We start from the raw sequence: 26253 nt of genomic DNA, 5'->3' as shown, positions 1-26253 counted from the left end.
TTTTGAGGCTTAAATTTAAGAGATTAACTCAAAATTTTGCAAAAAAACTTTCAAAACTTAAATTTCCATTTGAAAAACTTTGTGGCGTATGGTTAGGAAAATTATCAGGCGAAAAAGCAAATTACAAAGCAAATTCATAGAACCTTTGCTTTCTTGGGTATGGTATTCCTTTCCTATGCAACTACTTGTTTTGAATCTACGTAAAAATCATCTATTAGTTCTTGCTTGGCTTTTACTCATTGGAATAGTTACCGATAGCGTAGGCAGTATGATAGGGCTATCTTACCTTTTTTTAGAACCCGAATACATCAACCGAGTGAATGAGTGGAGTATGGCGATTTTGGGCGTTACGCTTGGGGGCTTTACTATGTCGTATCAAATCACTTGCTATCTTTGGGACGGACACCGCTTTGGCTTCTTGGGGCATCTGAAATATCCATTTTTGAAGTTTTGTATCAATAATAGTTTTTTCCCAACGCTTTTTTTGGGGGTGTATTTGTGGGAGTTTGTTGTTTTCGCCCGAGAAAATGCCTTAGAACTTGAAAGCAACATCTGGACGGAGGTTTTGGCTTTTCTGGCAGGCTTTTTCTTGATGTGTAGTTTTTTCTTCTTTTATTTTTACCTTACCAATCTGGATATTTTCAAAGTGGTAAGTCGTGTTACCGAAGGGCTGAACGTAGGTTTGCGAAAAGTAAAAATCGTCAGAATGAGCATTAAAGAACGTTACGATTCGGCTCGGCACGATAAAATCCGTGTAGATTACTATTTTGCTCACCCTTTTTCCTACAAAAAAGTACAGGAACTTATCGGTATTGATAGGCAGATTTTGATGAAAGTGTTTAACCAAAACCATATCAATTCCGTCATCATTCAATCTACGATTTTTGTTGTGGTAATGTTTTTGGGCTATTTTGAAGAAAATCCTTATTTTCAGATTCCTGCGGGGGCGAGTCTAGTGCTTTTGCTTACGCTGGGCATTATGTTTGTAGGGGCATTTACGTTTTGGTTCAAGCGTTGGGTATTTACCGCCCTGATTGTTTTTATTTTGGGTTTTAATTATGTTACCCAAATGGAGTGGTTCAATCAGGCTTACGAAGTGTATGGTATTGACTATGATAGCCCTCAAAAGCCTGAATATTCTACGCAATCGGTGCGAGAAGCCGTAAATGATGATAACTTCAAGAAAGACTATGAGGAAACATTGGAAATTTTGAATAATTGGCGAGCCAAATTTCCTAAAAAAGAAAATCCCAAAATGGTGCTTATCTGTGTAAGTGGAGGCGGACAAAGGGCTTCGGCTTGGGCTATGCGTACTTTGCAATATGTAGATAGCACCCTTGGCGGCAATTTGATGAACCACACGGTACTTATTTCGGGTGCTTCGGGGGGGCTTGTAGGAGCGGCGTATTTCAGAGAGCTATATCTACGACAGCAACAAGGTGAAAAAATTGATATTTATGCCAAAGAATACTATGAAAACATCACCCGCGATAATCTTAATGCTATTACATTTAGTTGGGTGGTGAATGATATTTTTTTCCGTTTCCAAAAATTCAATTACAAAGGCAGAACTTATTACAAAGACCGCGGCTATGCTTTTGAGCAACAACTTAACGAAAACACTGACGGCGTAATGGATAAAGCCCTTTGCGACTATAAAGAACCTGAAAAAAAGGCTCTTATCCCTATGATGATACTTTCGCCTACTATCGTCAATGACGGTAGAAAGCTCTATATATCACCGCAGAATGTTTCTTATATGTGTACGCCAAGCCTTTTTCAGAAACGCTTTCTTAACCAAAAAACCAAAGGAGTTGAGTTTTTGCGTTTTTTTGAAAAGCAAGATAGTAGAAATTTACGCTTTCTAAGTGCTTTGCGAATGAGTGCTACTTTCCCTTATGTTGCCCCTAATGTAAAACTTCCTTCCAATCCCGAAATGCAAATTATGGACGCAGGTATATCCGATAATTTCGGTGTAGAAACAGCGGCAAGATTTTTATATGTGTTCAAAGATTGGATACAAAAAAATACTTCGGGGGTGGTGTTGGTTTCTATACGCGATACACAAAAAAACAAACCCATTGAAAAGCGTATTCAGCAGTCTCTTTTCCAAAGATTATTTACACCGCTGGAAGGTATCTATATGAACCAAGAGTATATGCAAGACATCAACAACGACAATCTCATTGAGTTTGTGCAGGGAGCTATGCCCAAAACGCAAATTCACCGAGTAGAATTTGAGTATGTACCGATTTCTAAAAATTTAGATGAAATTCACAAAGCCCTTGAAAACCCTGATAAATATCCTATGCCCTCTAAAATCATCATAGAGCGAGCCGTTTTGAGCTGGCACCTGACCAAAAAAGAAAAGCAAAGCATCTTTCGGACTATTTACGAACTGCGTAATTTTAATTCAGTTCGCTACTTGGCTTCGCTATTGGGCGTAGGGATATAGGCTATGAAGTGCTACAAGGAAATTTTCCCACTCTTTTTGCCATTCTTGCAAAATAACTTCCCAGTGGGGGTAGCTTTGCTGTTTGATTTCTTTTTCAGCCCAAGCGGTTTTTTCAGCAAAACGGCTCAAACCTAATGTAGCAGTTGCACCTTTGATAGTGTGTAAAATTTTAGGTATTTCGGCAAAATTTTCTTTGGTATAAAGTTCCCAAATTTCAGTTATTTGTGTTTGGGTTTCCGTGATGCACTCTTGCAAACTCTCTGAAAGCATTTCTTTGCTGGTAAGGGCTATAAGCGAGTTCCAAATGTTTTCATCAATCCAAGCATTGGCATTTATTTTTTCGTTGGAAAAATCAGTGGGCTGGGCGGTTAGTTTCTGATACAGATTTTCTAAACGAATGGGTTTGGCAAGATAATCATCAAAACCTTCTGAAAGCAGTTTCTGGCGGTCTTCTTCCATTGCGTAAGCGGTAAGGGCAATAATGCGTGGCTGTTGGGCTAAATTCATTTTTTGGATATGATGAAGAGCTGTTATGCCGTCAATTTCAGGCATTTGGATATCCAAAAAGATAACTTCAAAATTTTCTTTGGCAAGCCACTCGAAAGCCTGTAAGGCATTTTCGGCAGATTTGACTTCGGCACCGAGTTTTTTGAGCATTTCGGAGGCTACTTTCCGATTGATAGCATTGTCATCAACCAAAAGCACTTGTAGCGGTTTTTCTAATTTTTGCCAAATAATACGGGGGGAATATTGTTGTGTTTCGGCTTGGCTGATAGGGGCTTGGAATGTAAAATAAAAAATACTGCCCTTGCCTTGCGGATTGGGTAAAAAATTGATTTCGCCTTTCATCATTTGAGCGAGCTGTTTGGAAATTGCCAGCCCCAAACCTGTACCACTTTGGGTTTTTGCCATTGAGCTATCTATTTGGCTAAAAGCCTGAAAAAGTTTGTGGCGGTCTTTTTCGGCAATACCAACGCCGCTATCCGAAACGCTAACCTTGACTTTTTGCCACTCTGCGTGGCTTTCAAGTAGCTGGCAACTGATTTTGATTTCTCCTTTTTCGGTGAATTTAATGGCATTGGCTACCAAATTGGAAAGAATTTGAATAAAGCGGGTTTCATCAATTTCCAAAAATGGGGCGATTTGGCTATCTATTTGCAGAATGAGAGTGTTTTGTTTTTGTTTGGCTTGTGGCAAAAACAAATCATAAACCTTTTGTAGAGTTTGTGCAAAGTGGGTACTTTTAGGGAAAAGTTGCATTTTGCCTGCCTCAATTTTAGAAAGGTCAAGAATATCGTTGAGAATGTGCATTAGTGTTTGGGACGATTTTTTGAGGGTTTCCACATACTCTTTTTGCGTTTCGTTGAGTGGGGTTAGGCTCAGCAGTTCAATCATTCCGATAATGCCATTCATTGGGGTTCGGATTTCGTGGCTCATATTTGCCAAAAAAATCTCTTTGACTTTCAAAGATTGTTCGGCTACTTCTTTGGCTCTTTGGAGGCTTTCACGGATTTTTTTGTTTTCGGTGATGTCGTGAGCAATGGCGGCAACTTCTTCAATGGTGCCATCGGGCGAGGGGATAGGGTTCAGATAAACTTCTTGCCAAACGGTATTTCCGCTGATATCGCGTGCTTTCACTTCAAAATGTTGAATTTCGCCTGTAAAGGCTTTTTTCATTTTTTCTTTCCAAAAAGTCCGCAAGCCATCTTTTTCCAAGGCGTTTCGCAAATTATCCAAATTTTCGCCTATTTTGGGGCTTATACCATATTGAATTTGCAAAGCCTTGACATAATTTTGGTTAAACGCCGTAAATTCTCTTTTTCTATTTACCGACCACATAATATGCGAGCCACTTTCAAAAATGGCTTTCAGGCGAGCTGTTTGGCTCATTAGTTCGGCTTCAATGCGTACTTTGTCGGTGGTGTCGTACATTATGCCCCGTAAAGCGGCGGGGTTACCATTTTCAAAGCGAATACTTACTTTGCCTTTGAGGTAAATTTTCTGTTTTTGCTTGCTGAGCAGTACCAACTGAAATTTAGGAATATCTTCGCCTGCCAGCAAGCGGCTTAGCTGTCGCAAGTAGGCAATGCGATGCGAGGGAGCTAAAAGGTCTTGAAAGTTGAGCAGTGGCAGTTCGTCAATGGCATAGCCTAATTTTTGTATAAAAATACGATTGGCAAATAAAATTTTACCTTCGGCATTGCAGACAAAAATGAGGTCGTTAGCGTTATCAAATAAATCTTGTAGAGCGGCATTGCTTTCTTGAAGTTCTTGGATAAGGTCTTCATTGAGCATTTTCTGCAAACGCTTGATTTCGGCAATGAGTTCGGCTTTGCTGATATTTTCTAAATCCATTGTGAGCAAGGTTTGCCCTAAATTATGAATAGATGTTGAAAAAATCAAATGCCATTTATCGCTTTATACTGAATACAAAAACAAAAAGGACACGCTGAAGTGTCCTTTGAGAAGAAGATTTTGTAGTTATTTACGTTCAAAAGTTCAGGGTTTGCTGTTCAAGCCTTTTTAAGGGCTTTATCTCTCATTTTTTATGTTTAACATCTATTTTCTAAAATCCTGTTTCCTGCATCTTGTTTCCTGCGTCTTTACTACAAACTATACTATTTTTTCTTGGAGGTTTGATTACTTTCTGCTGTAAATAAAACCAACATCACCTTCGGGGTCTTTCCTATCTATGAGGTTGAAAAATCCGTTTTTATCAATGCGAAAACTTAGAGGGAACCAGTCTCCATTGGGATATTTAAGTTGTAATTGGTTGTAAGAAAGTCGCCACTGAAAAGGATTTTCTCCGTTTGTGGTTACAAATTTGCCCGAACCACCTGCATTGAAAACTACTACCCCGATAGTTTTCAAATATTCCCAATTCAAAGATTTTAACCTGTTTTCCAAAGATTTTTTCACAAAATTATCATCATACAATTTGTCTTTCACAGAAGGCGGATAAGTTACCCAAGCAATATCTTTGAAAGCCCACTCGCCTACTATATCAACATCAGCATAGAGGGTACATTCATTTTTTAGCACGCCAGCAGGGCAAGAATTGACATTCCCCTCTTTTTCGTATTTGGCAAAACGGAAAAATCCTTGGTTATTGGTTTTGAAAATAAAAAAGGCTCTACCTTTGGGTAGTTGTACTACAAGTCGGTAATCGTTGCTGAGTGGGTTGTATTCTACATCATCGGGTTCGGCAACGGCAATAGCACGCCACAAACAGCGGTTGGCTTTCCATTCACGCATATATTGCTCAATGGTAGCCATATTCAAACCTACCGAATTTTTTAGCACACGCGTACCATAGTAACCGCCTACGGCAGTACGAAATTCAATGAAGCAGTCTTCAATGTTTTTGAAACTTAAATCTCTGTCTTGGGCAAAGATTTCAGTAATAGCTCCGAAAGCTACGAGCAGGGTAAAGACAAGTATTTTTTTCATTTTGATAAAAGGTTTTGTTTTGCTCCAAAGGTAGTTGTTTCGTAATATAGTAGAAAATCGTTTTTACAAAACTATCAAAATAATTTACCAAACCCTGCATAGGCTTTTTGAAATAAGAAATAAGACTGCGGTTATCAACATTGTTAGATACTTTTGAAAGGACTACTGCAAACTTTTAGCAAGCATTAAAGAACAAAAAAATGACTTCCAAAATGAAAGCCACTTTTTTAACTACAAAACACTTATCTTTTCTGTTGCTTTATGTGAGAGCAAAGTTAAAGAGCCTTTTCAATGTTCCAACATAAAATTGACGAAAGTGCCTAAAAAATCTATGAAAGTATGTTTTGAATAAACCAATGCTTTTTGGGGACGCAAGACACAAGAAAAAAGAAGCAAGACATTTCAGGCATCGGCTTACTCAATTGCATTACTGCTCCATATACATAATGATAATTGCCTTTCTATCTTTGGGATTTCCGTTGGTTTCTGTTTCAGGGCTTTGTAGGGCATACATTTCGCCATAGCCTTTGGGTACGACTTTTTCATTAGGGATACCTTTTTTAGCCAAATAATCCATCACAGATTTTGCTCTTTTGCGAGAATATTCTACATTGGCTTCTTCTGTTCCTTTGGCATCGGTGTGCCCTTCTACCAAAACACCTATTACTTTACGAACATCTCTGCCTTGCAAGATTTGGTCAATGCGAGTAGTAAAATCTTTGGAAAGTACGGCACTGGCGTTATCAAAATAAGCCGTATCGGCAAAAAGTCGCATAGAAACACTTTCGGTGAATGTAGTTTGAAGGCGTATAATATCCTGACTGGCGGTTTTATTGGTTTTACGAGCCATTCCATAATATACGCCCACACGTCTTTTTTGTCCTGATGTGAGTGTTTGAGCGTTCCAACGCATTATTACAGCGGCATCGGAATACGGGCAGTTGCAAGGGGTATAATCCCAAACAATTTTATGAAAATAAGGCCATCTGCCAATGGCGAGTTCATCAGGTTTTACAGCTTTTTCTTTGGCGGTAAGTATTTCGGCGGTGTGGTCGCTTAAATCGCGGGCTTTGCGATACAAAAATACTTGTTTGGGTACGTGTTCGGCGGTGTATTTGGTTTCTACATCAACCATAGTGCCGTCGCCGTCAAGTTTGGGGGCATCGTTATCGGCAATCATATTATCTATGAGTAGCTGAAAAGCCACTTCACGAGGCTCGGTACGATTGTTTTCAAACTCATACTCAATAAGATAATAGCGAGCAGGAGAGAGGCTATCCACTTCTTTCAAGTGATCATCAACAGGAATAAGCCTTTGCGTAATGGTAACTCCTTCAAATTTGAATTCCATTTCGCTGAATTTGCGGTTGCCTACTACTTTGAATTTCTTTGTGGTGCAAATCTTTTTTACACCGGGCAATCTGCCATAATTGCTGGCAAACTTATCGCCGACCTTTACAACAAAATGAGAGGTAGAAGCAGGAATGGGAAAGCCATACATTAGGCGTATGCCATTTGCTCCAATGGTAAATCTGCCGTCGTCAAGTCCGCCGCAATCGTTGATTTCTCCTGCACTGCTTGTAGAAGTACCAACAGGCTTTTGGCAAGTGCTAAGTAGTAAAGTAATTGAAAGTAAGATAATTACAATTCGCATAGTGTTCATATTTCTGCTTAACGCAACAGCAAAAATAGGCAAACTGCCAGTCTAAAAAATACGTCATTTGTGGTATTTTTTTGAAAAAAGTCCTATTTTATTTGCAACTATGTTGCAATATGTGTATTTTTGCAACAAAGTTGAATTTTTGCCAAGATTAGAGTCAAAGAAAAAATTTCAAAAAGCAATTTGAGTTCAGGATAAAATGGGATTTAGATTTTTATTTGTTGGGGTATTCTTGTGGGGAAAGTTGTATGCTCAATGCACTTCCAGCATACACGGGCATATTTTTCAGAAAGACACCAAGATTTCTTTATCAGAAGTACAGGTGCGGATAGAACCTTTGGGGAAGATTTTACAAACCAATTCCGAAGGCGAGTTTGAATTACTGAATGTGTGCGAGGGTGAGTATCAAATTTTTTTAGAAAAAGAAGGTTTTTTGCCTTTGCAAATCGTTTTGCAACTCAAAAAAGATGAGCATTTCCACAAAGATATTTTTTTGCAGGCAGATAACCAGGAAATAGCAAGTGTAGAGGTGCTTGGAAATATGGAAAAGCCTCTTTCTACGCAAACACAAAGTTTTTTGAGCAGGCAGGAGCTGGAGCTATTGCGTGGCAAAACTTTGGGCGAAACGCTCAAAAGCATTACAGGGGTTTTTACTTTCAATACAGGTGCAGGCATCAGCAAGCCTATTATTCACGGCTTGCACTCGCAAAGAATTATGATACTCAACAATGGCATACGCCAAGAAGGGCAACAATGGGGCGAGGAACACGCCCCCGAAATAGATGTTTTTTCAGCCGAGCAAGTGAGTGTTATCAAAGGTGCGGCAGGTGTTCGCTATGGTTCTGATGCTATGGGTGGGGCAGTGTTGCTCAACCCTTTACCATTGCCTACCGAAAAAAAACTGCACGGAAAAGCCTACTTGATAGGGCATAGCAATAACCGAATGGGAAATTTGGCTCTACAAATGGAAAAAGCCTTTGGCAAAGGTTGGGCTTGGCGTTGGCAAGGTTCGGCAAAGCGAGGAGGCGATTTTCATTCGCCTACGTATGTGCTTTCCAATACAGGGGTGCAAGAACTGAATTTTGCTACTACTTTGGGCATAGAACGCCAAAAATGGCAAGCAGAAGCCTATTTCAGTCGCTATGATGCGGATATTGGGATTTTACGTGCCGCACATACAGGCAATATCAATGACCTTGCGGTTTCCATCAGCCGTCCTGAACCCTGGTATGTTGCTCCTTTTACGTATGAAATTCAGAACCCTCGTCAGAAAATTATTCATTATTTAGCCAAATTGAGCAGTAAAATTACACTTGACCACTTGGGGACACTTTCTTTGCAATATGCTTTGCAGTGGAATGATAGAAAAGAGTTTGATATACGCCGAGGAGGACGTTCTACTATTCCTGCTCTTTCTTTACAACTCCAAACACACACCTTTGAGGCTGTTTTAGAACATCACGCTTGGAAGAACTTTCAAGGTTCTTTGGGGGCAAGCACGCTTTGGCAAGATAATTACAACGTACCGGGTACAGGGATTACACCTCTTTTGCCCAATTTTACCAATTTTTCGCAAGGGATTTTTTGGATAGAACGCTTTGTAAAACCTGCTTACGAAATAGAATGGGGTTTGCGTTACGACTTTCGGCATACCGAAGTGCGAGTAGTACGCAATAGGGTGCGTCTTACACCCAACTATCAGTTTCATTGGGGAACAGCTACTTTGGGCTATTTGTACCGCAAATGGCGGAACGTTGTCCTAAAAACGAATTTGGCTACTACGCTTCGCCCTCCGCATACTGCTGAACTTTTTAGCCAAGGATTGCATTTGGGCGTTGGCAATTTACAAGAAGGCTTGCTTTTTGAAGAAGGCTCGCTCAACCCCGATAAGCCTTTTGCTTTGGAAAAATCTTACAAATGGATTGGCACAATTCAATATCAGAAAAGTGCTTGGCAGTGGGAAATAAGTCCTTATTATCAGTGGATTGATAATTTCATTTATGCTACGCCTACCGATATTCGTCTGACTATTCAGGGCTATTTTCCTGTATTTAGTTATGTGCAGAAAGATGTTGTTTTGCGTGGAATAGATGCAAGCCAAAAATTTCAGCGAGGGAATTGGCAATGGCAAAGTAAATTTTCTTATCTGAATGCTTTTGTCAGAAAAAATAAGGAAGCCATTATCAATATGCCTCCATTGCGTTGGGAAAATAGAATAGCTTGGGAACGTAAAAATTGGGGTAAATTGCAAAATACCTCGTTTTTTGTGAATGTTTTGTATGTGGCAAGGCAAAATAATGCTCCTCGCGTGGTAGAGCCTACTCGCTTTGAAAACATCAGCAGTGAAGAAAAACAGCAAATTCTTTCGGAAGGCAGTTTTGATTTTATGCCTGCTCCCAGTGCCTACTGGCTATGGAATGTGGGAGCAAGCACAGCTTACAAAGGATTTACAACCTCTGTGCAAGTGGAAAATCTTGCTAATACAATTTATCGTGATTATCTGAATCGTCTGCGGTATTATGCCAATGAGATAGGTAGAAATTTCATTGTACAACTTTCTTATACTTTTTAGTTCAACTTCAAACACAATTCTTATGAAAAATTTACACAAATTTTCGGCTTTTTTACTTGCAGGAGCAGTATTTTTGGGTGCTTGCAAGAAAGATGACCACGACCACGACCACAATCACGAGCAGGAACTCATTACGAAAGTAGTAGTGCGTTTTAGCTCGGGCTCTGAAACCGTAACAATGACTTGGCAAGATGATGACGGCTTGGGGAGCAATCCGCCCGTTATACAGAACGGAACGCTAAAACCGGGAACGGCATACGATATTGATATTTCTGTGGCAGGTGAGGGGGGAAAAGATATAACGGGCGAAATTATTGAGGAAGCCGCCGAGCATCAGGTGTATTATGGCTTTTCAAGTACATTATTTAGCAGTTTTCAGTACGAAGACCAAGATAGAAACGGAAAACCATTGGGTTTGCGTGCCAGAGTAACTACCGTTGCCAATACGGGGGGCGGAAATTTGCAGTTGGTGCTTGTACACGAGCCTATCAAATCGCAGAATTTGGCATCTACGCCTTGGGTGTATAATCCTAATATTGGTGGGGAGCAGGATTTTAATATCACGTTCAACGTTACGGTGGCACCCTAATTTTTATCAGAAAAATACCAATAAAACTTGGGAGCAAAGAGCCTACCCAAGTTTTATTTTTTGAGAAAAAATTTGGAAAAGAGTTTTGTTTTTTCTACATTTGCAGTCCCAAAACAAAAGCAGTTAGGTCCTATAGCTCAGTCGGTTAGAGCACCTGACTCATAATCAGGGGGTCCTTGGTTCGAGCCCAAGTGGGACCACAACAAACAGAAACAACTCCCTGTAATTCAACACTTTACAGGGGGTTTTTATTTTTACTCCCGATTTTACTCCCGATTTTTTCTGTTTAAAACACAAAGATTTTACACTATAACTACGTAAAATTACAAAAAAATTATTGATATGGCAACAATAAAATTCAAATTAGACAAAGAAAAAATATACCTGCATTACAGGCAAGCAAAAAATGAGTTCAAGTTTTACACCCCCTTTTCGTGCAAAAAAGAAAATTGGGACGGAGATAGTATCAGAAAAATAAAAGGTGTAGATGTAAAAATAAAGGGTAAGTATAGAGTAAAGGGTAACTCCACCGAAGCTATCCGTGTTAATGCCTATTTAGATGAGTTAGAGGCTGATTTGAAAGAAATAATAATGGAAGAAAAAATAAAAAGCCTTGAAGAAAAAAGAGAAATGAACTTTTTTGAAATTAAAAACAAATTTTTACAAAAAAAATCCATTATTGTTAAAAACGAAAACGTATCAAAAACAAAAGAAATCTTGCTTTCAGATTTGTTTTCGCAGTATATTCAAATGAAATCCCATCAATTGAGCCAATCAACGATAAAAATATTTAATAGAGTTAGCAAACACCTCGTTGATTTTTCAAAAAAACAAAAATTCCCCCTTTACCTCAACAATATTTCAATGGATTTTTACACAAAATATCAAAAATATTTGATAGATGAATATCAATATTTGAACAGCACGATAAATGTAGAGGTGAAAAAAATTAAAGAGGTTTCTAAATATTTCAAAGACGATTATCCACAACTTTTTGTTCCTAATTCTAAACTAAAAAAAATGATTGAGGCTGAGGAACAAAGATTTACTATGAGTTATCACGAAGCGGAACTATTTTATCAAACAATTTTTTACGACGAAAAAATAGAATTACAAGGAAATTTAATACCTGTTTCTAAAAAAAGTTTAGAAGCAGTAAGGGATTGTTATATTTTTAGTTTTAACACAGGGATACCCTACGAACCACTTTGTAAATTGACAGAGCTAAACATAACATCTGTTGAAATTTTTGACGAAAAAACGATTTACAAATTAGGCGAATTTAGCTTTGAAAATCCTGACGCTTTAACAACTTTTTTGATCGAGAACAAAAATCAACTATCGGCAAGTTCTACAGAAATTTATTACGAGAAAAGAATCGTAAAAAGAAATCTGCCTGTGATTCAATACCATAGGGACAAAAGCAAAAAAATACTTGTGACCCCTATAAACGAGAAATGTTTAGAGATTATTGAAAAGTACAGGAATAAGCAGAAAACACTACTGCCGATGATGACGAATCAAAAAATGAACTTCTATCTACACATTGCCTTGAAACAATCTAATCTGTTTAATGATGAAGTCACACAAATCAATTATAGAGGCAACCAAACGATTGCTAAAAAAATGCCAAGATATAAAGCAATTACTTTTCATTCAGCTCGACACGGCTTCGCCTCGTATCTCTTAAACTCTGGCTTGCCAATAGCATTCGTTCAGAAACTATTAGGGCATAGCGACATTAAAACCACACAAATATACGCTAAGGCTGATGCTAATGATGTTTTGAAAAAAGCATTTGAGATTTTAAAATAAAAATTTAATCATCAAAAACAAATATTCCAAAAACAAACATAAACTTTTCAGGTTATTTTTGCGAGTAGCCTATCTTGTTTTTGTGCAATTTTTATGCTATGCGGGTTATGTTTAACAATTCTATTTTTGTATTTACAGGAGTAGATACGCCAAACCTTCTTGCGGCTACCCTAATTTTTTCCCCCAAATTCAGTTTGACCGCAACAGATAAGGCAAATACACTCTGAAATGTAACTGATGCAGACGCTTGAAGATAGTTAGCCTCTGTTACCCAAGAACCTGAAAACTTCTCAACCAATATCTCTGCCGAATTATTTGTGTCCGACGGATAATCTATTCTTACACACCCAGCAACAAGATAAATCCCTGCCTTTGCCGCAACAAACTCCCCCGAAATTGCATCAAACTCGTTTAAATCGTCTGATGCTTCTGAGTAGTTTGTAAAAACTGTCGCACTTGTGCCTAAATTCAAAATATAACTTGTGCTTGCCCTTACATAACTCACTTTCCCAGCGTTCAAAGCGAAAGCATCAGGCGTAAACTGCCCGTTTTGGTCGTTTTTAAGTACGTATTGCAAACGCTTATTTACACCGCTTGCCGTAACCGTAATGTAATCCCCCGAAACAGGCAAAGTGTTTGTAATTTCTGCCTTAAATTCACTTTTTGTGGTTTTGTTCTGATTATCTTCGGTATGCACACGGCTGTCGTAGTCTATTTGTGGGCTTGATTTGATATAACAAGGAAACGTTAGCCCCGTTGCACTTGCAAGCTCTCGTATCTTGCCATCAAGATACACCAAGCCCGCACTAATACTGTTGCCCGTTACGACGCAACCCGAAAGCACTAAGCCGTTGGTATCCAAAAACTGATGTTCAATTGCCTTGTAAATTTCTGCCTGTTGCAAGGCAAAATCGCTGTTAAAAAAAGGCTGTCCGCCTGAATTGAATTTAATTTGTTTCATATGCTATCTATCTGAAAAGTTTTTCCTGCAATTTTGTATCGTTTAACCGTGTTTGCAATTTGCGTTACAAACGGAGTGCTACTTGCGTTGCCGATAACAAGTGGGGTATCATTGCTAATGATAGTAGCGTTGGCATTGCTCAATACAAGCCTATTGCTTTGCCCGCCTCCCACGACCTTTACAACAAAATCTACCGAAAAATTAAAATCCGAAGCGTCAGGAATGATTATAGGTTCGCTATTACTAATAATCGTTGCATTTGTGTTGCTCAATACGAAAAAATTTGAAGGCGAAGCATCTGTAATTCTAATTCTACGTTGCACGCTATCGTATAAATCGTTGAGCAAAGTTTCAAGTTTTGCCACTTGCCCGTTTTGTATCACCTCTTTGCGTCTGCTTGCCACAAAGTCCAAAAAGAAGCCCTTAAACGCTCCAAAAGGCACAAACAAAGCCCTCAGCCAAGCCAAATGCTTCGGCTTTCGCAATACAATCGGCAAGTATTGCTCAATAAGTTTGTTTAAATTAAAATCGTAATTATACATTGGTCATTACGTAGTTATTGGCTACATCATCTCCATCAAAACTATAATAGCCACTTATTGCCGTATATCTGCCTCCTGTTACGAGGTTGGCATTGATGGTTACACTATTCACAAGCACATCTACAATGCCTTGTTTGGCACGACAAAAGGCTATCATATCGTTCAATACAAACTCACCATCAAAGCTAATACTCTCGATATATTCGCTGATGGCTTGTTTAACATTGCTTTTTGCGTCTTCTTCGCCTATAAGCGTGTAAAGCACTTGAATATTTACGAGTACCGCTTCGGCAGGTAGATTTACTACGCTTACGCCCACCCCCGCAAATTTTACCTTGTTGATGTATTGCGTAAAACTTTGCAGTTCGGTCGCTGAAAGCTGTACAGGAGGCTCGGCTTTGGCTATTTTGATACTCACCCCGCCTACTACCTCACGCACCGCACACCTTGTAATGATGCGTTTTGCCTCGTTGATGGTATCATATTCGCCCATTGGGTTGAGCGTGTCGCCGTTTTGAAATTCTTTTGCCTTTTGCACGTACCAAGCTAATGTTCCTGCCCTATTCTGAGCGATACGTGTATCAATTTCGGCTGAAAAACTGTCAAATAGTTGTTCAAAAATCTTAACGATAAAAGCCGTCAGCCTCACCCACACACGCCAAATAGCCGTCTGACTGACGCTGTTAAGGCTTGATAGTTCCGTTTCGCTTGCCTTCGCCTGCAAGATTTCTTGTTCTATTTCTACCTGCGTGCGTGCCATATCAATTTTCTACTGGGGTTGCTATTCTTGTAAGATTAGCCCAAACATGAGGAAAACCATCACTATATTTTGGCATCATACATACGCTTAATTTATAGTACGCTCCTGCTAACACCTCCATTGTGTCGCAATAATAGTCGTAATTAAAAGTTGAAAAATAAACACTACCATCGAAGCGAGCTTTAAAATACACCTCAAATTCATCACCCAAAGCATCTGCAAGATTAGACAAATAGCCATAATCGTAGTAAAAGAAAAAGTCAGGATTACTAACCTGTGCATCGTTAATGATTTCGTCTTCAACAAAAAACTTCTTTTTCTTGGTGCTTTTGGTGTTTGTGTTGGGAAGCATAATTCGATTTGCCACCCGACTAATACCCGTATAGACCACCCTGCTAATGCCTTCGTAGAGGTTGTTTTTGTTGATTATATTATACTCAGTAATGTTGCCTAAATTAGATAAAGTCCAGCAATTAACAAGTTCGGTGTTATTAAGTCGGTTGCCGCTTAAAAACGACAAGTCTAAAACCGCCGTATCGTTTCTAATCAAAAGGAACAATATATTTTCGGTTTCTCTATGGTAAGAAATCTGTACGCCCGTAAAAAAATTATTTTTGTAAAATCCAATTCTTTTAGTCATTAGGGGTTTGGTGCTATCTTCCACGTTTTCGGTAGAAAATGCTTTTCTGATGTCGTCGGCAAAAATCCGCATATCTTCGTCGGTAATGTTGGCAGGAGGCGTCGGCTGAAATACACTCGTACTTGCCTGTACGTATTTTTGAATAAAATCTTCTATGTTCATACTTTTTTCAGTTAAATGCTTCACTAAATGCCGTACTGAACGCACCTGTAACAACAGGCTCACTAATCACAATCGTCTGGCTTGCGCTTGCAGGTCGCCAGACGCTATTGCCTGCCTGCGTGGCTATAATCGTAGCCGTACCTGTGCCTACTATCGTGAGAGTATTATTTACCACCACCGCCACGCTTGGATTGGTGCTTGCAAAAGTTACAGGCAAACCACTGCTTGCCACCGCTACCAAAAACACACTATCGCCTACATTCAGCGAAGGTATCGGCTCAAAGCTAATCGTTTGGCTTCGGTTGGGGCGTGGTATATCCGTTGCAAGCACGATGCCCCTTTGCTTGTAATATCGTACTACTTCGGGTTTTACTGCTTCGGGTAAAAACAAAACCTGCCCTGCCTCTAAATCTTCGGTGACAGAGATATTATTGAGCCTTGCAATATCCACCACTGCCGATACATCGCCACACTCCTGCAAGGCAACGTCTAAAAGGCTTTGTTGGTATTGTACTACGTAATTACGCATATTCAGCCTTAATTTGTAACTCGCCAAAGTTGGTTACTTGTATATCGCCAACGCTCATTCCGTCCATTACAAGTTGTTTGCGTGTTTCCTGCAATAAACCTGCATAGTTTTCATTTAAAAAATAATTTTCCACGCCCACACCGACTTCGGGAGCGTGTTTCCAATGACCTTTTGCCGTAAATAGCAATAACTTTTGATGTTGCAAAGTGCTTTCAAATATTTTAAAGTCGCCATTCAGAAATATCAAGTCGGTATTTTCGTCTAATATGATGTCTTTCATTGCTTGATATGTTGATTTTCCAAGTCGCTTTTTTGCGTGAGCGTCAAATTTCCGTCTGAAAAAGGCACAAGTAAGCCTGTTGTCGGTCCTTGCGGGTGTGCGTGGTTATGCGAATTGTAATGGCTAATAATGCTATTGACTTTGTTCTCAATGGCGTTCAGCTTGCTTACTAAATCATTCAGTTTCACAAGACCACCGAGGTTGCCTTCATTGAATACAAAGCCGTTTTCGTCAATAATCAAAGTTTGCGAACCAATTAGAATTTTAATACTCTCCAATTCAGCTGTTGCGACAACCACCCATTGCGAAGTGTTAATTTTTGCAATTACGACCTCGCTGTTAATTTTTGGCACAAGAATCAATCCGTTAGCGTCATCAACGACAGCACGCAGACGCACACCGAAAATATCTGCTCCTTCTGAGTCAAGTTCTATGTCGCAAGTGTGCGTTTCTGCGTCAATACTTACGACTTTGCCTGTCGCAAGTGTCGCACTTGCATTGCTTACTTTTTTGATTGCCGCTACAAGACGTTCTGCTGCTTTTGTTTCCATTACAAAGCCCTTTTGCCGAAAGTTATTGTACGCTTAAAACCACCTGAAACAGATACTTCCGTTTCTACCTCCTCAATAAAATATTTTCCTTTTCTTTCAGGGAACATATCATCACGAATTTCAGCAACCATACTATGCGTTGCATACGGCACACCAAAGGTTTTTATCTTGCCCGAATAGCCTTCGTATTTGTATTTTTGCAGTTGTGCCAATGCCAAAATCTTTAATTTTTCCTTAATTTTCTCTTTGCTTTTTTCTACAATAGGACTTTCAGCATACCAGGTGCGTTGTTCGCCTTCTTTGTCGCCTACTTCTACTTCTACTTTGCTATTATCTTTTTGAATGGATATAGCTTTGAGTTTGATTTTCGTATCTTCTTTTTTACGATAGACTAAATCAGTTTCAATTACATTCCTTTGCAAATGATAGATAGGCTCTTCTTTGATGATTTCGGTATAGCCAAGTCCGCAGATAAGTTTATTTCCTCTGAAATACACATCAAAGCCGTATTCTTCCTTTAAGGCTTTTAAAACTTGTGCCTTATTAGCGTAAGGCTCAATCACAAATGGCGAAAGCACCACATCAGGAATATCTTTCATTTCTATCGTGTAGCCTTGTGTGGTGTATTGCAAAACCTCTTTGAGTGTAGTTTTTTTCCAACTCATACCGAGTTTGCCCTTCGGACTTCGCAGTTCCTCACGCCGCAACATAAATATTTCGTCCAAACACTCTACTTCAAACGGAACATTTGGACTAATTTCAGACACATACCCTTCAAATTCGGTTCGCATCGGATAGCCTTTGTAGCCCATTCGTAAAAGTACCTTATCGCCTACTTTTACGCTTTCTCTGAATTTTTGCTTCCTGCCAATATCGCCAAGAACAATTTTAGCCGTATCGCCGAGGGTTCGGCTACTGATGATTTTTGCACTACTGAAAGCATCTAAGGTAAATTTACCGATTTGCAACTCACACTCAAAAATGAACATTATAGCACAATTAAAACTCCTACGACAACTACAAACAAAAAGCCTAAGGCATTTCTTTCGTTTCTGCGTTTTTTCAATTTATTACTAAGCAGTAAGTTACTTTGTAGTAAGCTGTCTTTCTGAACTAAATAATACTTGCTTTGATATTCCAAAACCCTGATGGTTTGCGACCTAACCGCCAATAAACTATCGCGTAAGGCAATATTTCGCACCAAAACCCTGCCGTTTTGCATAGCAAGCCTCAAACTATCTTGGCAGGGTGTCTGTGAATTTGCCGAAAAACTCAACAGCACGGCGAAGATTAGCAGTGTCGGCGTGTATTTGTTTTTGCAAGTTTTCATCGTGGTATTTTAGCCTGTAAAATCTAAGTTCTATTTGCAACTCTTGATTTTTATATTTTAGCGTTTCGTTATTTTTTTGCAAATTGTTGCAAAGTAAAATCAGCGAAACAATCGCTATAAAGCAGATTATCAGAAAAGCATAAACAAGTTTCATTTTTCTAAATCTTGTGGATTTTTGACAGTAAGTTGGGCGAGGAAAGTGCCGAAAAGTCCGCAGAAAATACCTATTCTGAACGCATCATCAAGCCAATCCCACTTGGGCATTTGTTCTATGGACGCCAAACCGACCGCAGCCGTCGCCGATAGTGCCAACAAAAACACTTGTAACTTGCGAAAAAACGAAGGCGTATCTTTAAAAAGTCGTTTCCAAAATATTTTAAAAAAGTTCATAGCTTGAAATTTTATTGTCTGCGAAATTTTGAAAGTGTATCTTTAAACATCTCGTCGCGTAATTGCTGAAAAGGTGCGACTACGTCTTTGAGCTCCTCTACAATATCCGATAGCTTTTTGATGCTTTCGTGAAGTTCTTTGTAGTCTTTTTTGGCAATTTCTTTGCCTTGCTCGAGTTTTTCAAGCCTGTTTTTTACGTCGGCTATTTCTTGGGCGTCTTTCACCTCTTTTGCGACAAACTTTCCGTAAGCGACAAACACCGCTATAATTTGCCCTAAGATAGAGGCAATTATCAAAAACCATTTTGTTGCTTCTTCCAAAGTCATTTTTCTTGCAATTCTAAAAGAACCAAACTATACAAGCTGCCGATTTTGAGCGTTTGAGCAAACTCATCCCAAAACGATTTAGGCACAACAATACACCCCGCCGACCACCTATCTATAATATTATTCCAACCCGCCGTGTGAATATTTATCCCAAACATTCCCGTTTGACTTACGCTTTTATCTATGTTTCGGTTTCGGTTGCCGTCCCGCCAAATCCGTACAGGTTTAATTTGTAATAGTTCCACGCTTTTAAAGCCGAACCTGTTTTGCCACGTTGCCTGCCAAGTGTTTGGGTAAAAGCCTTCGGCTAAAACTGCTGTCCCTGTAACACCTCCATAGGTAATGGGATTAAACACCCAAAAATCGCCCGCACGCGTAGAACAAGGCATTATTTCAGCAATTTTGCCGTTTTGAAAATAAAGCAAGAAATCTGTTGCCGTGTTGTCAAATTCTTGCTTAGTACGTATAGCCAAAAAGCCCGTATAATTAGGCACAAAGGCAAATTTGGCTACTTGTTTCAAAAGTTTTGGCGTTGCCTCGTCTAAGGCGGTTTGGGTTTTGTTGCCCATTACACCATCAACCACTAAGCTACTGCCGAAATATTGATTAAGAAAAGATTGTAAAACAGCAACGTTTTTCATAAGCCTTTTATCCACTTACTACAAAATAAGTGTATTGTAGGCTATTTTTCTACCATTTTCGGCACGAAAAAGAATGATTGCACTTTTGATAAAAAGTTGCCTAATAACTTGACTACTCAAAATAAACTTTGATTTTCAAAGTCGGGCAAGATTATACTCCGTTTTTGTTTCAATACCTTTTTCTTCTCCCCTCACAACGAATTTTCTCCCTTACTTTTTTTCATAAATTTTTTTTCAAAAAACACACACCAAAAAAATTTTTTCTCTCTAGTGTATACTGTATTATAATCTTATGATATATATTATGATGGATCCGCCAAAATGGGAGTTTAGACAACCTGCCAAATTGCAAGATTGCTTTTCGCAAATGCTTGAAAATCATTAAATTATACAAATTGCAAGATTACTTTGCTTGTAACCAACTGAATATCAGCAAGTTAAAAACACTTTTAAATTTTAAAAACAATTCAGCAAATTGCGAGGTTGCGTGTGGATAACTCTATAAAATATTGATTTTCAAGTATTTAACAAAAAAACAAAAAGCAACCCCGCAAATTCCGAGTTTGCTTTGCTTGTAATTTTTTGATTTTTAAGTATTTTTATGCTAAACTTAAAACCCCAAATCTTATGAAAAATTTTTGGAAAAACCTCGACTGGAGAAGAAAAATACTCGTGATTATCGGATTTTTGATGTTCTTGGCAATTCTCATGCCTAAAAGAGAAAAAAAACAAGAAGAAACCAATGAACAAAAAACGGAAGCAAAACATAACCGAATTAGCGTAAGCCGTTCCGATTTGGGCGAAAATTACCCACTCACAGTAAATAATTGTGAAGTTTTTTGCGAAAACGATATGCTTTTCTGTTATGCCAACGGCAAAATATACGCCCTTAACGGCTTAGCTCAACAAAAAGCACAACCCATAGACGAAATATGGGATAAACACCCTACTATTCCAAACGTTAAAAAAAGTATAGAACCCCTTGCTGATATAGCAAAAAAAACGTGCAAATAAAAAAACTTAGACGGTCTCAAAAAGAGTATAGATTAAGAAATATTGGTCGGACAAAAAAGACCGACCAAAAAGACTACGAAGCTATCGTCCTAAAAAGATCGACAGCTCAGGGTAATTTAACCATTTTCACCGACTACGCGAAAAATTTTCAAAAAAAACTTAAAAAAAAATTTGCAAATCTCAATAAACTTTTGCAATTTTGTATTGCAGAAAGTTTACGTGGTCGGAATGCCACGCAAAACCTATTCCATAGACTTGTGCGTGGCTGTGCTATTTTGTAGCCTTTCCGCCCAAATGGTACATATTTAAAAACCTTTGCCAAGGTTTTACGGAGCGTTTAAGAAACGCAAAATTCACCACGTGGACTTTCTGCAGCCGTAAAATTCTTGGCAATTAATTTTTAAAAAAATGCAGAAAGTCCCAAAATTCCCCACCGTTGCCACTAACGAGCAAGGCTCACAAGTGGTGTCCGCAAGAGATTTATATGATTTCTTAGGCGTAAAAACCGACTTTACAGATTGGTGCAAAAGAATGTTCGATTATGGCTTCGAACAAGGTCAAGACTTTTCCCCAATTTTGAGGAAAAGTACACTTGGTCGTCCAAGTATAGACTACGCCTTAACACTTGACACGGCGAAGGAGATTAGTATGTTGCAACGCAGCGAGAAGGGCAGGCAAGTAAGGCGATATTTTATTGAGTGTGAGAAGCGATTGCGTTCGGGGATGTTGCAACTACCGAACTATTTATTAAATCGTCTTGGTGCTGAGCTAACGCTTTTCTATTTGGTTTTGAAATCCGTAACTCCTGATGCGAAGGGTTGGCGTGCCATATCGAGTGTATCCATCAAAGAATATACGGGTCTCTCTGAGGGCAAGCAGAAGCGATGCCGTCGTGAGTTAAAGAAGTTAGGCGTTTTGGTCGAAAAACGCAAATGCGTAATGGTAGAAGGTGTAATGCGAAATTTACTGCATTACTATTTGTTTGAGATAAACGCTGAGGTTTTGGAAGGATACAAGCCTTTGGCTAAACGTATTGAAAACATCAAAGGGAAGGAGGTGTAGTATGGAAAGTTTGGCTTTGGAATTAGAGGGCAAAACAATGATGTTTTATGAGGGTATAAACCTTCGACCTCGTATCAGACAAAATAGTTGGCTTGTATTGCAGCCTGTGGAGCCTGTGGATTGGAAATATGCATTAAATGCTATTTTCGTTGTGAATTATGCGAATGGATTTCAGGCGGTCGGCGTTATCAAGAAACAAACTTTTAGTGAGGGATACATTGAGCTTCATCCTTACTCGTATAACGACGATTATCGTTGCGGTGTTTGCAAGATATACGCCGAGGATATTAAGAGTATCTACAAAGTGATTGCCAGCTATCAAACTCACCCTGACGATGTCTGATGATGTTTATCGCAATCGGGTGCTTTCGTACTTAGGAAGCACCCTTGCCGACTACAAACGAGAAATGGGACGTTTGCTCAAAAAAGGCATACACACCCCAGCTGATAAGGAAAGGTACTATGTACTTTTGGCGAAAATCACGCTTACGAAGCAATACTTAGATATTCTAAAAATTTTGTAAAAAAATACAAGTAAATACTTGTATAATTAAAAAACTTTGTATATCTTTGTAGCATAAACTTAAACGATAAAGATATGAAAAGCAAAGTATTCAAAACCGCTTGGCAACTTGTGAAGGAAAGTGCCATTAGTTTTGCAAAAGCCTTGAAAATGGCTTGGAAATTGGTAAAAAACGAAAAATTTGAGATTGAGTTTGTCAAGAAAAGCACAGGCGAAATCACAAAGAGGGTGGCAAGTTTTGCAAAAATCAAAGAACAACACCTGCTGTTTTGGTCCGAAACCGACAACGGCTACCGAATGGCTTTGTTGGAAAACATCATTAACATTAAAAAAATTTAACCTTAAAAACAAGTAATTACGAGTATGATGCCATTAGTTTTAATATTGCAAATAACCGCTAAGGCTTGGATAGAAGAAGACAAAGGAGATTATTGGACCGCCCCCTACTGCGAATATCATATCGATATTAAGCAGATTAGCTTGAATGATAAAGACGCAACGGCAATATTTAGCGATTTGCCCGAAATTTCCGATGAGCTTCAAAAATGTTATCCCGAAACAGGCTGGGTTGTAACCGATTGCGAGATTCAAATAGAGGTTGAATGTAGCAATGGTCACGTGTTTTGGCAAAACCACGATATTACAGACTACCTGAACGAAGACGAATGGGAACAAATAAACGAATTTCAATATGATACTCACCACCGATAACATACAATACGCCCCTGCCTCTGCAATCGTGGCAGAGGTGGAGGCACTCAGGAAGGCAAATGCTCCCGAAAGCGTAATACAAGTCTTGATAGACATTTTGCGAGAAAGAAAGGAATTTTTGCAAAAGGCTCTTCAGCTCACCGAAGCCTCGTTTGGTAAAGTTTTTCAGCACAATTTTAGAAATTCTTTGATAGACAATTACAAATATTACCAAAGTGAATTATCTGCTATCAACCAAGTATTAACCTAAAATTTTAAATTTATGAAAGAAAAAGCATATGTAAAAGTTCAGGAGCGGAAAGGCAATGGTCTTGATGCTCCTACGTTTGAACGAGACGCTTACAAATACAAGTTGTCTTTGTACATCGATATTCCCGACCACTTGATTTGTGATTATATCTACGACAATATGGATACTTTCAAAAAAGTATTGCTTGATAAATACACGCCTGAGGAATTATATCAACAGCATTTTTGGGATAACGACCAAGCGGTAGATTTTTTCCGAACAATTTTTTTTGCACACGGTGCAGAAGGTTGTCCTTATCAACTCATAGAAGAAATTAAAGCGAGGGCGGCAAAATTTTTAGCAAACTACGGCATAAAACCTAACGAACTACTTTAAAACCATCAGGGGTGCGTCTGCATACGCACACATTTTTAACAAAAACGCTTACAACCATGCAAAATCTTGATTTTAGTTACAATTGGAACAACAAGTTAAACTGCGATTGCTTTACCACGTTCCGCCTGCATAATCCGAAGCAAATCCTGTCGATTCGCTTTTTTCCAAGCCATCATCAGCCAAAGGCTTTTTTCGCTACTTATCATAGCACTTTAAATATTTTATACAAAATTACAAGTTATTACTTGTAAATAAAAGGGTTTTTAATAAAAATTTGAAAAAAAATTATTTTTTTCTTTTTTTGCAAGTATTTACTTGTATATTTGTAGCATAAAATCAATGAAAAAAAATGGAAAATCAAGGAAAAGAAAACCAAAATCTCGTTCCGATGGCAGAGGATCTCTCCATCGTTGAGCAAATCGCTCGTGTGGCTCATAATTTAGAGTCGGCAGAAGTAATTGATGTGGATCTTGCGTCAGATTATTGGACACCCACCGCACCGCTCGAGAGCAAAAAGCTAATTTTTATGGGTATTCAAGAAAGGCTGGTAGATGATATCGCATCGCCAGGTACGCAAAAATTATTACCGACGGCTTTTTTTGTAGAGAAAACAAAACAGGGCGACAAAGAGACCCTGCGAAGAGTTTGTAATGCCAGCAAAAAACTGCTCGGTGTAATTGCAGATGCTAATATCCAAGCAGGCACGCCTTTACTTGTAACTTATCTCGGAAAAGTTAAAAATAAGACCAATCAGTTCTCGTCAGACTCTTGGTCGGTTAAACCTATAAAAATTTAGTTCTTACTTGCCCTCGCAAGAGGGCTAAATCCCTTTTGATGTATGAAAGTGAAAAAAATAGAAATTCGCAATTTTAAAGCAATATCAGAAGCCGACATCACGCTGAATGGCTCACACATTATCGTTATGGGCAAAAATGGGGTGGGCAAAAGTACTATTGGACGTTTAGTGCAAGACCTACTTACCAAAAATACACCACCCCGCCCCCTCAAAGAAGGTGAAAAACGAGGCTACTGCCAAGTAGAACTTACAGACGGCTCTGTTATTCATTATGCTTTTGACGAAGCAGGTCAAAAGTTGAAAATCATTAGCAAAACCGAACAAGGTAGCTTAGCTCAAATCCTGAAAAAACTTAGCGGCAAAGGCTTGAGTTTTGATATAGATACCTTTCTAAACCTTGCTCCTAAAAATCAAAAAGAAATGCTTTTGCAAATGGCGGGTATTGATACAAGCGAAATTGAACGTAAATATCAAGAGGCTTACAGCAAGAGAACTGAAGCTAATGCTCGGCTTAAAACCCAACAGGCTCGTATCAAGCCGTATAATGAGGATCTTGTAGGCAAAGAAAAAATTGACGTGCTAAAAATTACAAAGCAGTACAATGATGCCTTAACCCACAACAATACCATTCAAACGTATCTGAATAAGGCTCAAAGTTTAGATGCTGAAATTTCAGAACTACGCAAGAAACTCGCTATGCTTGAGCAACAGAGAATAGAGGTGCAAAACTATCTTAGTAGCAACGTACCTGTTTCTGAAACTGCTTTGGTAGAAATGCAAAAACAAATCAATGAAGCCGAGAGTATCAATGCCAAAATCGACGAGGCTAACAGACTTGCCAAAGAGTATGAACTTTGTGAGCAATACGAAGCCGAAGCACAAGAAGCCCATCAGCTTGTTTTGAGCGTGGAAAATGAAAAAAAGTCTATACTCGCCAACGCTAATATGCCTGCTAACATTCGCTTTACTGATGACGGTTTGGAAATAGACGGCTTACCTTTTCATAGCAGCCAAATTGCAACTTCCAAAAAAGTTATCGCCGCCTTGGAAATCGCAGAGCGTATGTTGGGCGATGTCCGTTATTTGCACTTTGACGCCTCGGTGCTTGATAAAGAAAACGCTCAGAAAGTAATTGAATGGGCTAACTCAAAAGATTTACAACTTTGTTTGGAACGTGCCGACTGGGACGGGGGCGAATTGCGTTATGAAATTTTTGAAACCTTGAAACAATGAATTATTTTGACAAAAAAGCCGTTTCAAACTCAAAAATAGGAGAGTGGCAAAGGCTCTTGCAAGGAGATACTTTGCCCTTTTCTCGTAGCCAAGAAGCAAATTTTCTTTTCGGTTCAGTTTTTCACGCAATTTTAGCAGGAGAAGATATAGCAGAAAAGTTTGAGAAACTTAAACCACACGAAAGATTTGCGGCAATGAAAATGTCTAAAAAAATACGTAAAGAACTCGGTCACATTATCACAAAAAAAGTTTCGGTAGAGAAAGAATATTTTTGGGTGCAGGAATTTGAAACCATCGGCAAAGTTAGATGTAAAGCCAAAACAGATTTAGTCTATCAAGATGAGTTTGGCTTGCACTGTTTGGATTACAAAACTACTTCGGCGAGTTCCTACGAAGAGTTTCTTTCGAGCGTAATGGCTTTTTCGTATCATAGACAGGCGGCATGGTATTTTCTTGCCGATAATTTCGTAAGTTTTACGATTGTGGGTATCAGTAAGCAGCCAAGCCACGATATTTACGTGTTGCCACCATTTAGCAGCGATGATGTGCTTATTGAAGCTGGCTTGCAAGAGTGTATAGAGATTTTGCAAAAAGTCCGAAATTTGCCTGAATATGCGGAGTATTTTGAGTTTTAAC

Annotated in this window: 31 protein-coding genes and 1 tRNA gene; 16 read left to right on the top strand and 16 right to left on the bottom strand. The window is 38.9% G+C overall.

The window, feature by feature from the left end:
• Nucleotides 1-88: 88 nt before the first annotated feature.
• Nucleotides 89-2455 (top strand): patatin-like phospholipase family protein, encoded by a 2367-nt coding sequence (locus ACWITO_RS06635; protein ID WP_448529214.1) that lies wholly within the window; start codon nucleotides 89-91, stop codon nucleotides 2453-2455.
• Here ACWITO_RS06635 and ACWITO_RS06630 read toward each other — a convergent pair.
• The 3 genes from ACWITO_RS06630 to ACWITO_RS06620 form a co-directional block, all read right to left on the bottom strand.
• Nucleotides 2435-4810, bottom strand: coding sequence for a response regulator (locus tag ACWITO_RS06630; protein ID WP_448529213.1), 2376 nt, complete (start codon nucleotides 4808-4810; stop codon nucleotides 2435-2437). The two genes, ACWITO_RS06635 and ACWITO_RS06630, sit on opposite strands and share 21 nt — an antisense overlap.
• 285 nt (nucleotides 4811-5095) lie before the next feature.
• Nucleotides 5096-5905, bottom strand: a complete 810-nt coding sequence (locus ACWITO_RS06625; RefSeq protein WP_448529212.1) for a hypothetical protein — start codon at nucleotides 5903-5905, stop codon at nucleotides 5096-5098.
• 427 nt (nucleotides 5906-6332) lie between these two features.
• Nucleotides 6333-7559, bottom strand: coding sequence for an OmpA family protein (locus ACWITO_RS06620; protein ID WP_448529211.1), 1227 nt, complete (start codon nucleotides 7557-7559; stop codon nucleotides 6333-6335).
• A 205-nt stretch (nucleotides 7560-7764) separates the two neighbouring features.
• Here ACWITO_RS06620 and ACWITO_RS06615 point away from each other — a divergent pair, with 205 nt between their 5' ends.
• The 4 genes from ACWITO_RS06615 (at nucleotide 7765) to ACWITO_RS06600 (ending at nucleotide 12541) form a co-directional block, all read left to right on the top strand.
• Nucleotides 7765-10137, top strand: a complete 2373-nt coding sequence (locus ACWITO_RS06615) for a TonB-dependent receptor (protein WP_448529210.1) — start codon at nucleotides 7765-7767, stop codon at nucleotides 10135-10137.
• Between the two features lie 22 nt (nucleotides 10138-10159).
• Nucleotides 10160-10726, top strand: coding sequence for a hypothetical protein (locus ACWITO_RS06610; protein ID WP_448529209.1), 567 nt, complete (start codon nucleotides 10160-10162; stop codon nucleotides 10724-10726).
• A gap of 126 nt (nucleotides 10727-10852) precedes the next feature.
• Nucleotides 10853-10926 (top strand) — tRNA-Ile (locus ACWITO_RS06605).
• Between the two features lie 142 nt (nucleotides 10927-11068).
• The gene (locus ACWITO_RS06600; protein WP_448529208.1) at nucleotides 11069-12541 is read left to right on the top strand and encodes a tyrosine-type recombinase/integrase; all 1473 of its coding nucleotides are present in this window, start codon (nucleotides 11069-11071) and stop codon (nucleotides 12539-12541) included.
• Between the two features lie 91 nt (nucleotides 12542-12632).
• Here the strand turns inward: ACWITO_RS06600 and ACWITO_RS06595 are convergent, their stop codons facing one another.
• From ACWITO_RS06595 to ACWITO_RS06535, 13 genes are read right to left on the bottom strand one after another with little or no spacing between them, the layout of a single operon-like run.
• Entirely contained in the window at nucleotides 12633-13502 is an 870-nt protein-coding gene (locus tag ACWITO_RS06595; protein WP_448529207.1) for a hypothetical protein, read from the bottom strand.
• Nucleotides 13499-14044, bottom strand: a complete 546-nt coding sequence (locus ACWITO_RS06590) for a hypothetical protein (RefSeq protein WP_448529206.1) — start codon at nucleotides 14042-14044, stop codon at nucleotides 13499-13501. Before ACWITO_RS06590 ends, ACWITO_RS06595 begins: the two co-directional genes overlap by 4 nt.
• A complete protein-coding gene (locus ACWITO_RS06585; RefSeq protein ID WP_448529205.1) occupies nucleotides 14037-14804 on the bottom strand; it encodes a hypothetical protein in 768 nt (255 codons plus the stop codon). The genes ACWITO_RS06590 and ACWITO_RS06585 overlap by 8 nt, the downstream gene beginning before the upstream one ends.
• Nucleotide 14805: 1 nt before the next feature.
• A complete protein-coding gene (locus ACWITO_RS06580) occupies nucleotides 14806-15606 on the bottom strand; it encodes a hypothetical protein (protein ID WP_448529204.1) in 801 nt (266 codons plus the stop codon).
• Between the two features lie 7 nt (nucleotides 15607-15613).
• Nucleotides 15614-16135, bottom strand: a complete 522-nt coding sequence (locus tag ACWITO_RS06575) for a hypothetical protein (RefSeq protein WP_448529203.1) — start codon at nucleotides 16133-16135, stop codon at nucleotides 15614-15616.
• A complete protein-coding gene (locus tag ACWITO_RS06570) occupies nucleotides 16128-16415 on the bottom strand; it encodes a hypothetical protein (RefSeq protein WP_448529202.1) in 288 nt (95 codons plus the stop codon). The genes ACWITO_RS06575 and ACWITO_RS06570 overlap by 8 nt, the downstream gene beginning before the upstream one ends.
• Entirely contained in the window at nucleotides 16412-16966 is a 555-nt protein-coding gene (locus ACWITO_RS06565) for a hypothetical protein (RefSeq protein WP_448529201.1), read from the bottom strand. The genes ACWITO_RS06570 and ACWITO_RS06565 overlap by 4 nt, the downstream gene beginning before the upstream one ends.
• Nucleotides 16966-17955 carry a hypothetical protein gene (locus tag ACWITO_RS06560; protein WP_448529200.1) on the bottom strand — a complete coding sequence of 330 codons (990 nt, stop codon included), beginning with the start codon at nucleotides 17953-17955 and terminating at the stop codon, nucleotides 16966-16968. Before ACWITO_RS06560 ends, ACWITO_RS06565 begins: the two co-directional genes overlap by 1 nt.
• On the bottom strand, nucleotides 17955-18170 hold the full coding sequence (locus tag ACWITO_RS06555; RefSeq protein WP_448529199.1) for a hypothetical protein: 216 nt from the start codon (nucleotides 18168-18170) through the stop codon (nucleotides 17955-17957). Before ACWITO_RS06555 ends, ACWITO_RS06560 begins: the two co-directional genes overlap by 1 nt.
• 31 nt (nucleotides 18171-18201) lie before the next feature.
• Nucleotides 18202-18450: a hypothetical protein gene (locus ACWITO_RS06550; protein WP_448529198.1), complete on the bottom strand. Its 249-nt coding sequence runs from the start codon at nucleotides 18448-18450 to the stop codon at nucleotides 18202-18204.
• The gene (locus ACWITO_RS06545; RefSeq protein ID WP_448529197.1) at nucleotides 18447-18686 is read right to left on the bottom strand and encodes a hypothetical protein; all 240 of its coding nucleotides are present in this window, start codon (nucleotides 18684-18686) and stop codon (nucleotides 18447-18449) included. The genes ACWITO_RS06550 and ACWITO_RS06545 overlap by 4 nt, the downstream gene beginning before the upstream one ends.
• Nucleotides 18687-18697: 11 nt before the next feature.
• Nucleotides 18698-19012, bottom strand: a complete 315-nt coding sequence (locus ACWITO_RS06540) for a hypothetical protein (RefSeq protein WP_448529196.1) — start codon at nucleotides 19010-19012, stop codon at nucleotides 18698-18700.
• Nucleotides 19009-19653, bottom strand: coding sequence for a hypothetical protein (locus tag ACWITO_RS06535; RefSeq protein ID WP_448529195.1), 645 nt, complete (start codon nucleotides 19651-19653; stop codon nucleotides 19009-19011). Before ACWITO_RS06535 ends, ACWITO_RS06540 begins: the two co-directional genes overlap by 4 nt.
• Before the next feature lie 627 nt (nucleotides 19654-20280).
• On the opposite strand from ACWITO_RS06535, the gene ACWITO_RS06530 reads away from it, so the two are divergent.
• From ACWITO_RS06530 to ACWITO_RS06480, 11 genes are all read left to right on the top strand, one after another.
• Nucleotides 20281-20667, top strand: coding sequence for a DUF2511 domain-containing protein (locus ACWITO_RS06530; RefSeq protein ID WP_448529194.1), 387 nt, complete (start codon nucleotides 20281-20283; stop codon nucleotides 20665-20667).
• Nucleotides 20668-21075: 408 nt separating this feature from the next.
• Nucleotides 21076-21729 carry an antA/AntB antirepressor family protein gene (locus ACWITO_RS06525; RefSeq protein WP_448529193.1) on the top strand — a complete coding sequence of 218 codons (654 nt, stop codon included), beginning with the start codon at nucleotides 21076-21078 and terminating at the stop codon, nucleotides 21727-21729.
• A gap of 1 nt (nucleotide 21730) precedes the next feature.
• The gene (locus tag ACWITO_RS06520; RefSeq protein WP_448529192.1) at nucleotides 21731-22072 is read left to right on the top strand and encodes a hypothetical protein; all 342 of its coding nucleotides are present in this window, start codon (nucleotides 21731-21733) and stop codon (nucleotides 22070-22072) included.
• Nucleotides 22065-22253 (top strand): hypothetical protein, encoded by a 189-nt coding sequence (locus ACWITO_RS06515; RefSeq protein WP_448529191.1) that lies wholly within the window; start codon nucleotides 22065-22067, stop codon nucleotides 22251-22253. Before ACWITO_RS06520 ends, ACWITO_RS06515 begins: the two co-directional genes overlap by 8 nt.
• Before the next feature lie 74 nt (nucleotides 22254-22327).
• A complete protein-coding gene (locus tag ACWITO_RS06510) occupies nucleotides 22328-22591 on the top strand; it encodes a hypothetical protein (protein WP_448529190.1) in 264 nt (87 codons plus the stop codon).
• A gap of 24 nt (nucleotides 22592-22615) precedes the next feature.
• Nucleotides 22616-22963, top strand: coding sequence for a hypothetical protein (locus tag ACWITO_RS06505; protein ID WP_448529189.1), 348 nt, complete (start codon nucleotides 22616-22618; stop codon nucleotides 22961-22963).
• The gene (locus ACWITO_RS06500; protein WP_448529188.1) at nucleotides 22944-23213 is read left to right on the top strand and encodes a hypothetical protein; all 270 of its coding nucleotides are present in this window, start codon (nucleotides 22944-22946) and stop codon (nucleotides 23211-23213) included. Before ACWITO_RS06505 ends, ACWITO_RS06500 begins: the two co-directional genes overlap by 20 nt.
• A 12-nt stretch (nucleotides 23214-23225) precedes the next feature.
• Entirely contained in the window at nucleotides 23226-23588 is a 363-nt protein-coding gene (locus ACWITO_RS06495) for a hypothetical protein (RefSeq protein WP_448529187.1), read from the top strand.
• Between the two features lie 349 nt (nucleotides 23589-23937).
• On the top strand, nucleotides 23938-24384 hold the full coding sequence (locus tag ACWITO_RS06490; protein ID WP_448529186.1) for a hypothetical protein: 447 nt from the start codon (nucleotides 23938-23940) through the stop codon (nucleotides 24382-24384).
• Between the two features lie 42 nt (nucleotides 24385-24426).
• The gene (locus tag ACWITO_RS06485) at nucleotides 24427-25617 is read left to right on the top strand and encodes an AAA family ATPase (RefSeq protein ID WP_448529185.1); all 1191 of its coding nucleotides are present in this window, start codon (nucleotides 24427-24429) and stop codon (nucleotides 25615-25617) included.
• Complete coding sequence (locus ACWITO_RS06480; protein WP_448529184.1) at nucleotides 25614-26252, top strand: PD-(D/E)XK nuclease-like domain-containing protein; 639 nt, start codon at nucleotides 25614-25616, stop codon at nucleotides 26250-26252. The genes ACWITO_RS06485 and ACWITO_RS06480 overlap by 4 nt, the downstream gene beginning before the upstream one ends.
• Nucleotide 26253 lies beyond the last annotated feature (1 nt).

The organism is Raineya sp., from assembly GCF_053497555.1.
Note: the sequence above shows the minus strand (reverse complement) of the source record. Positions and strands in the feature narration are given on the sequence as shown.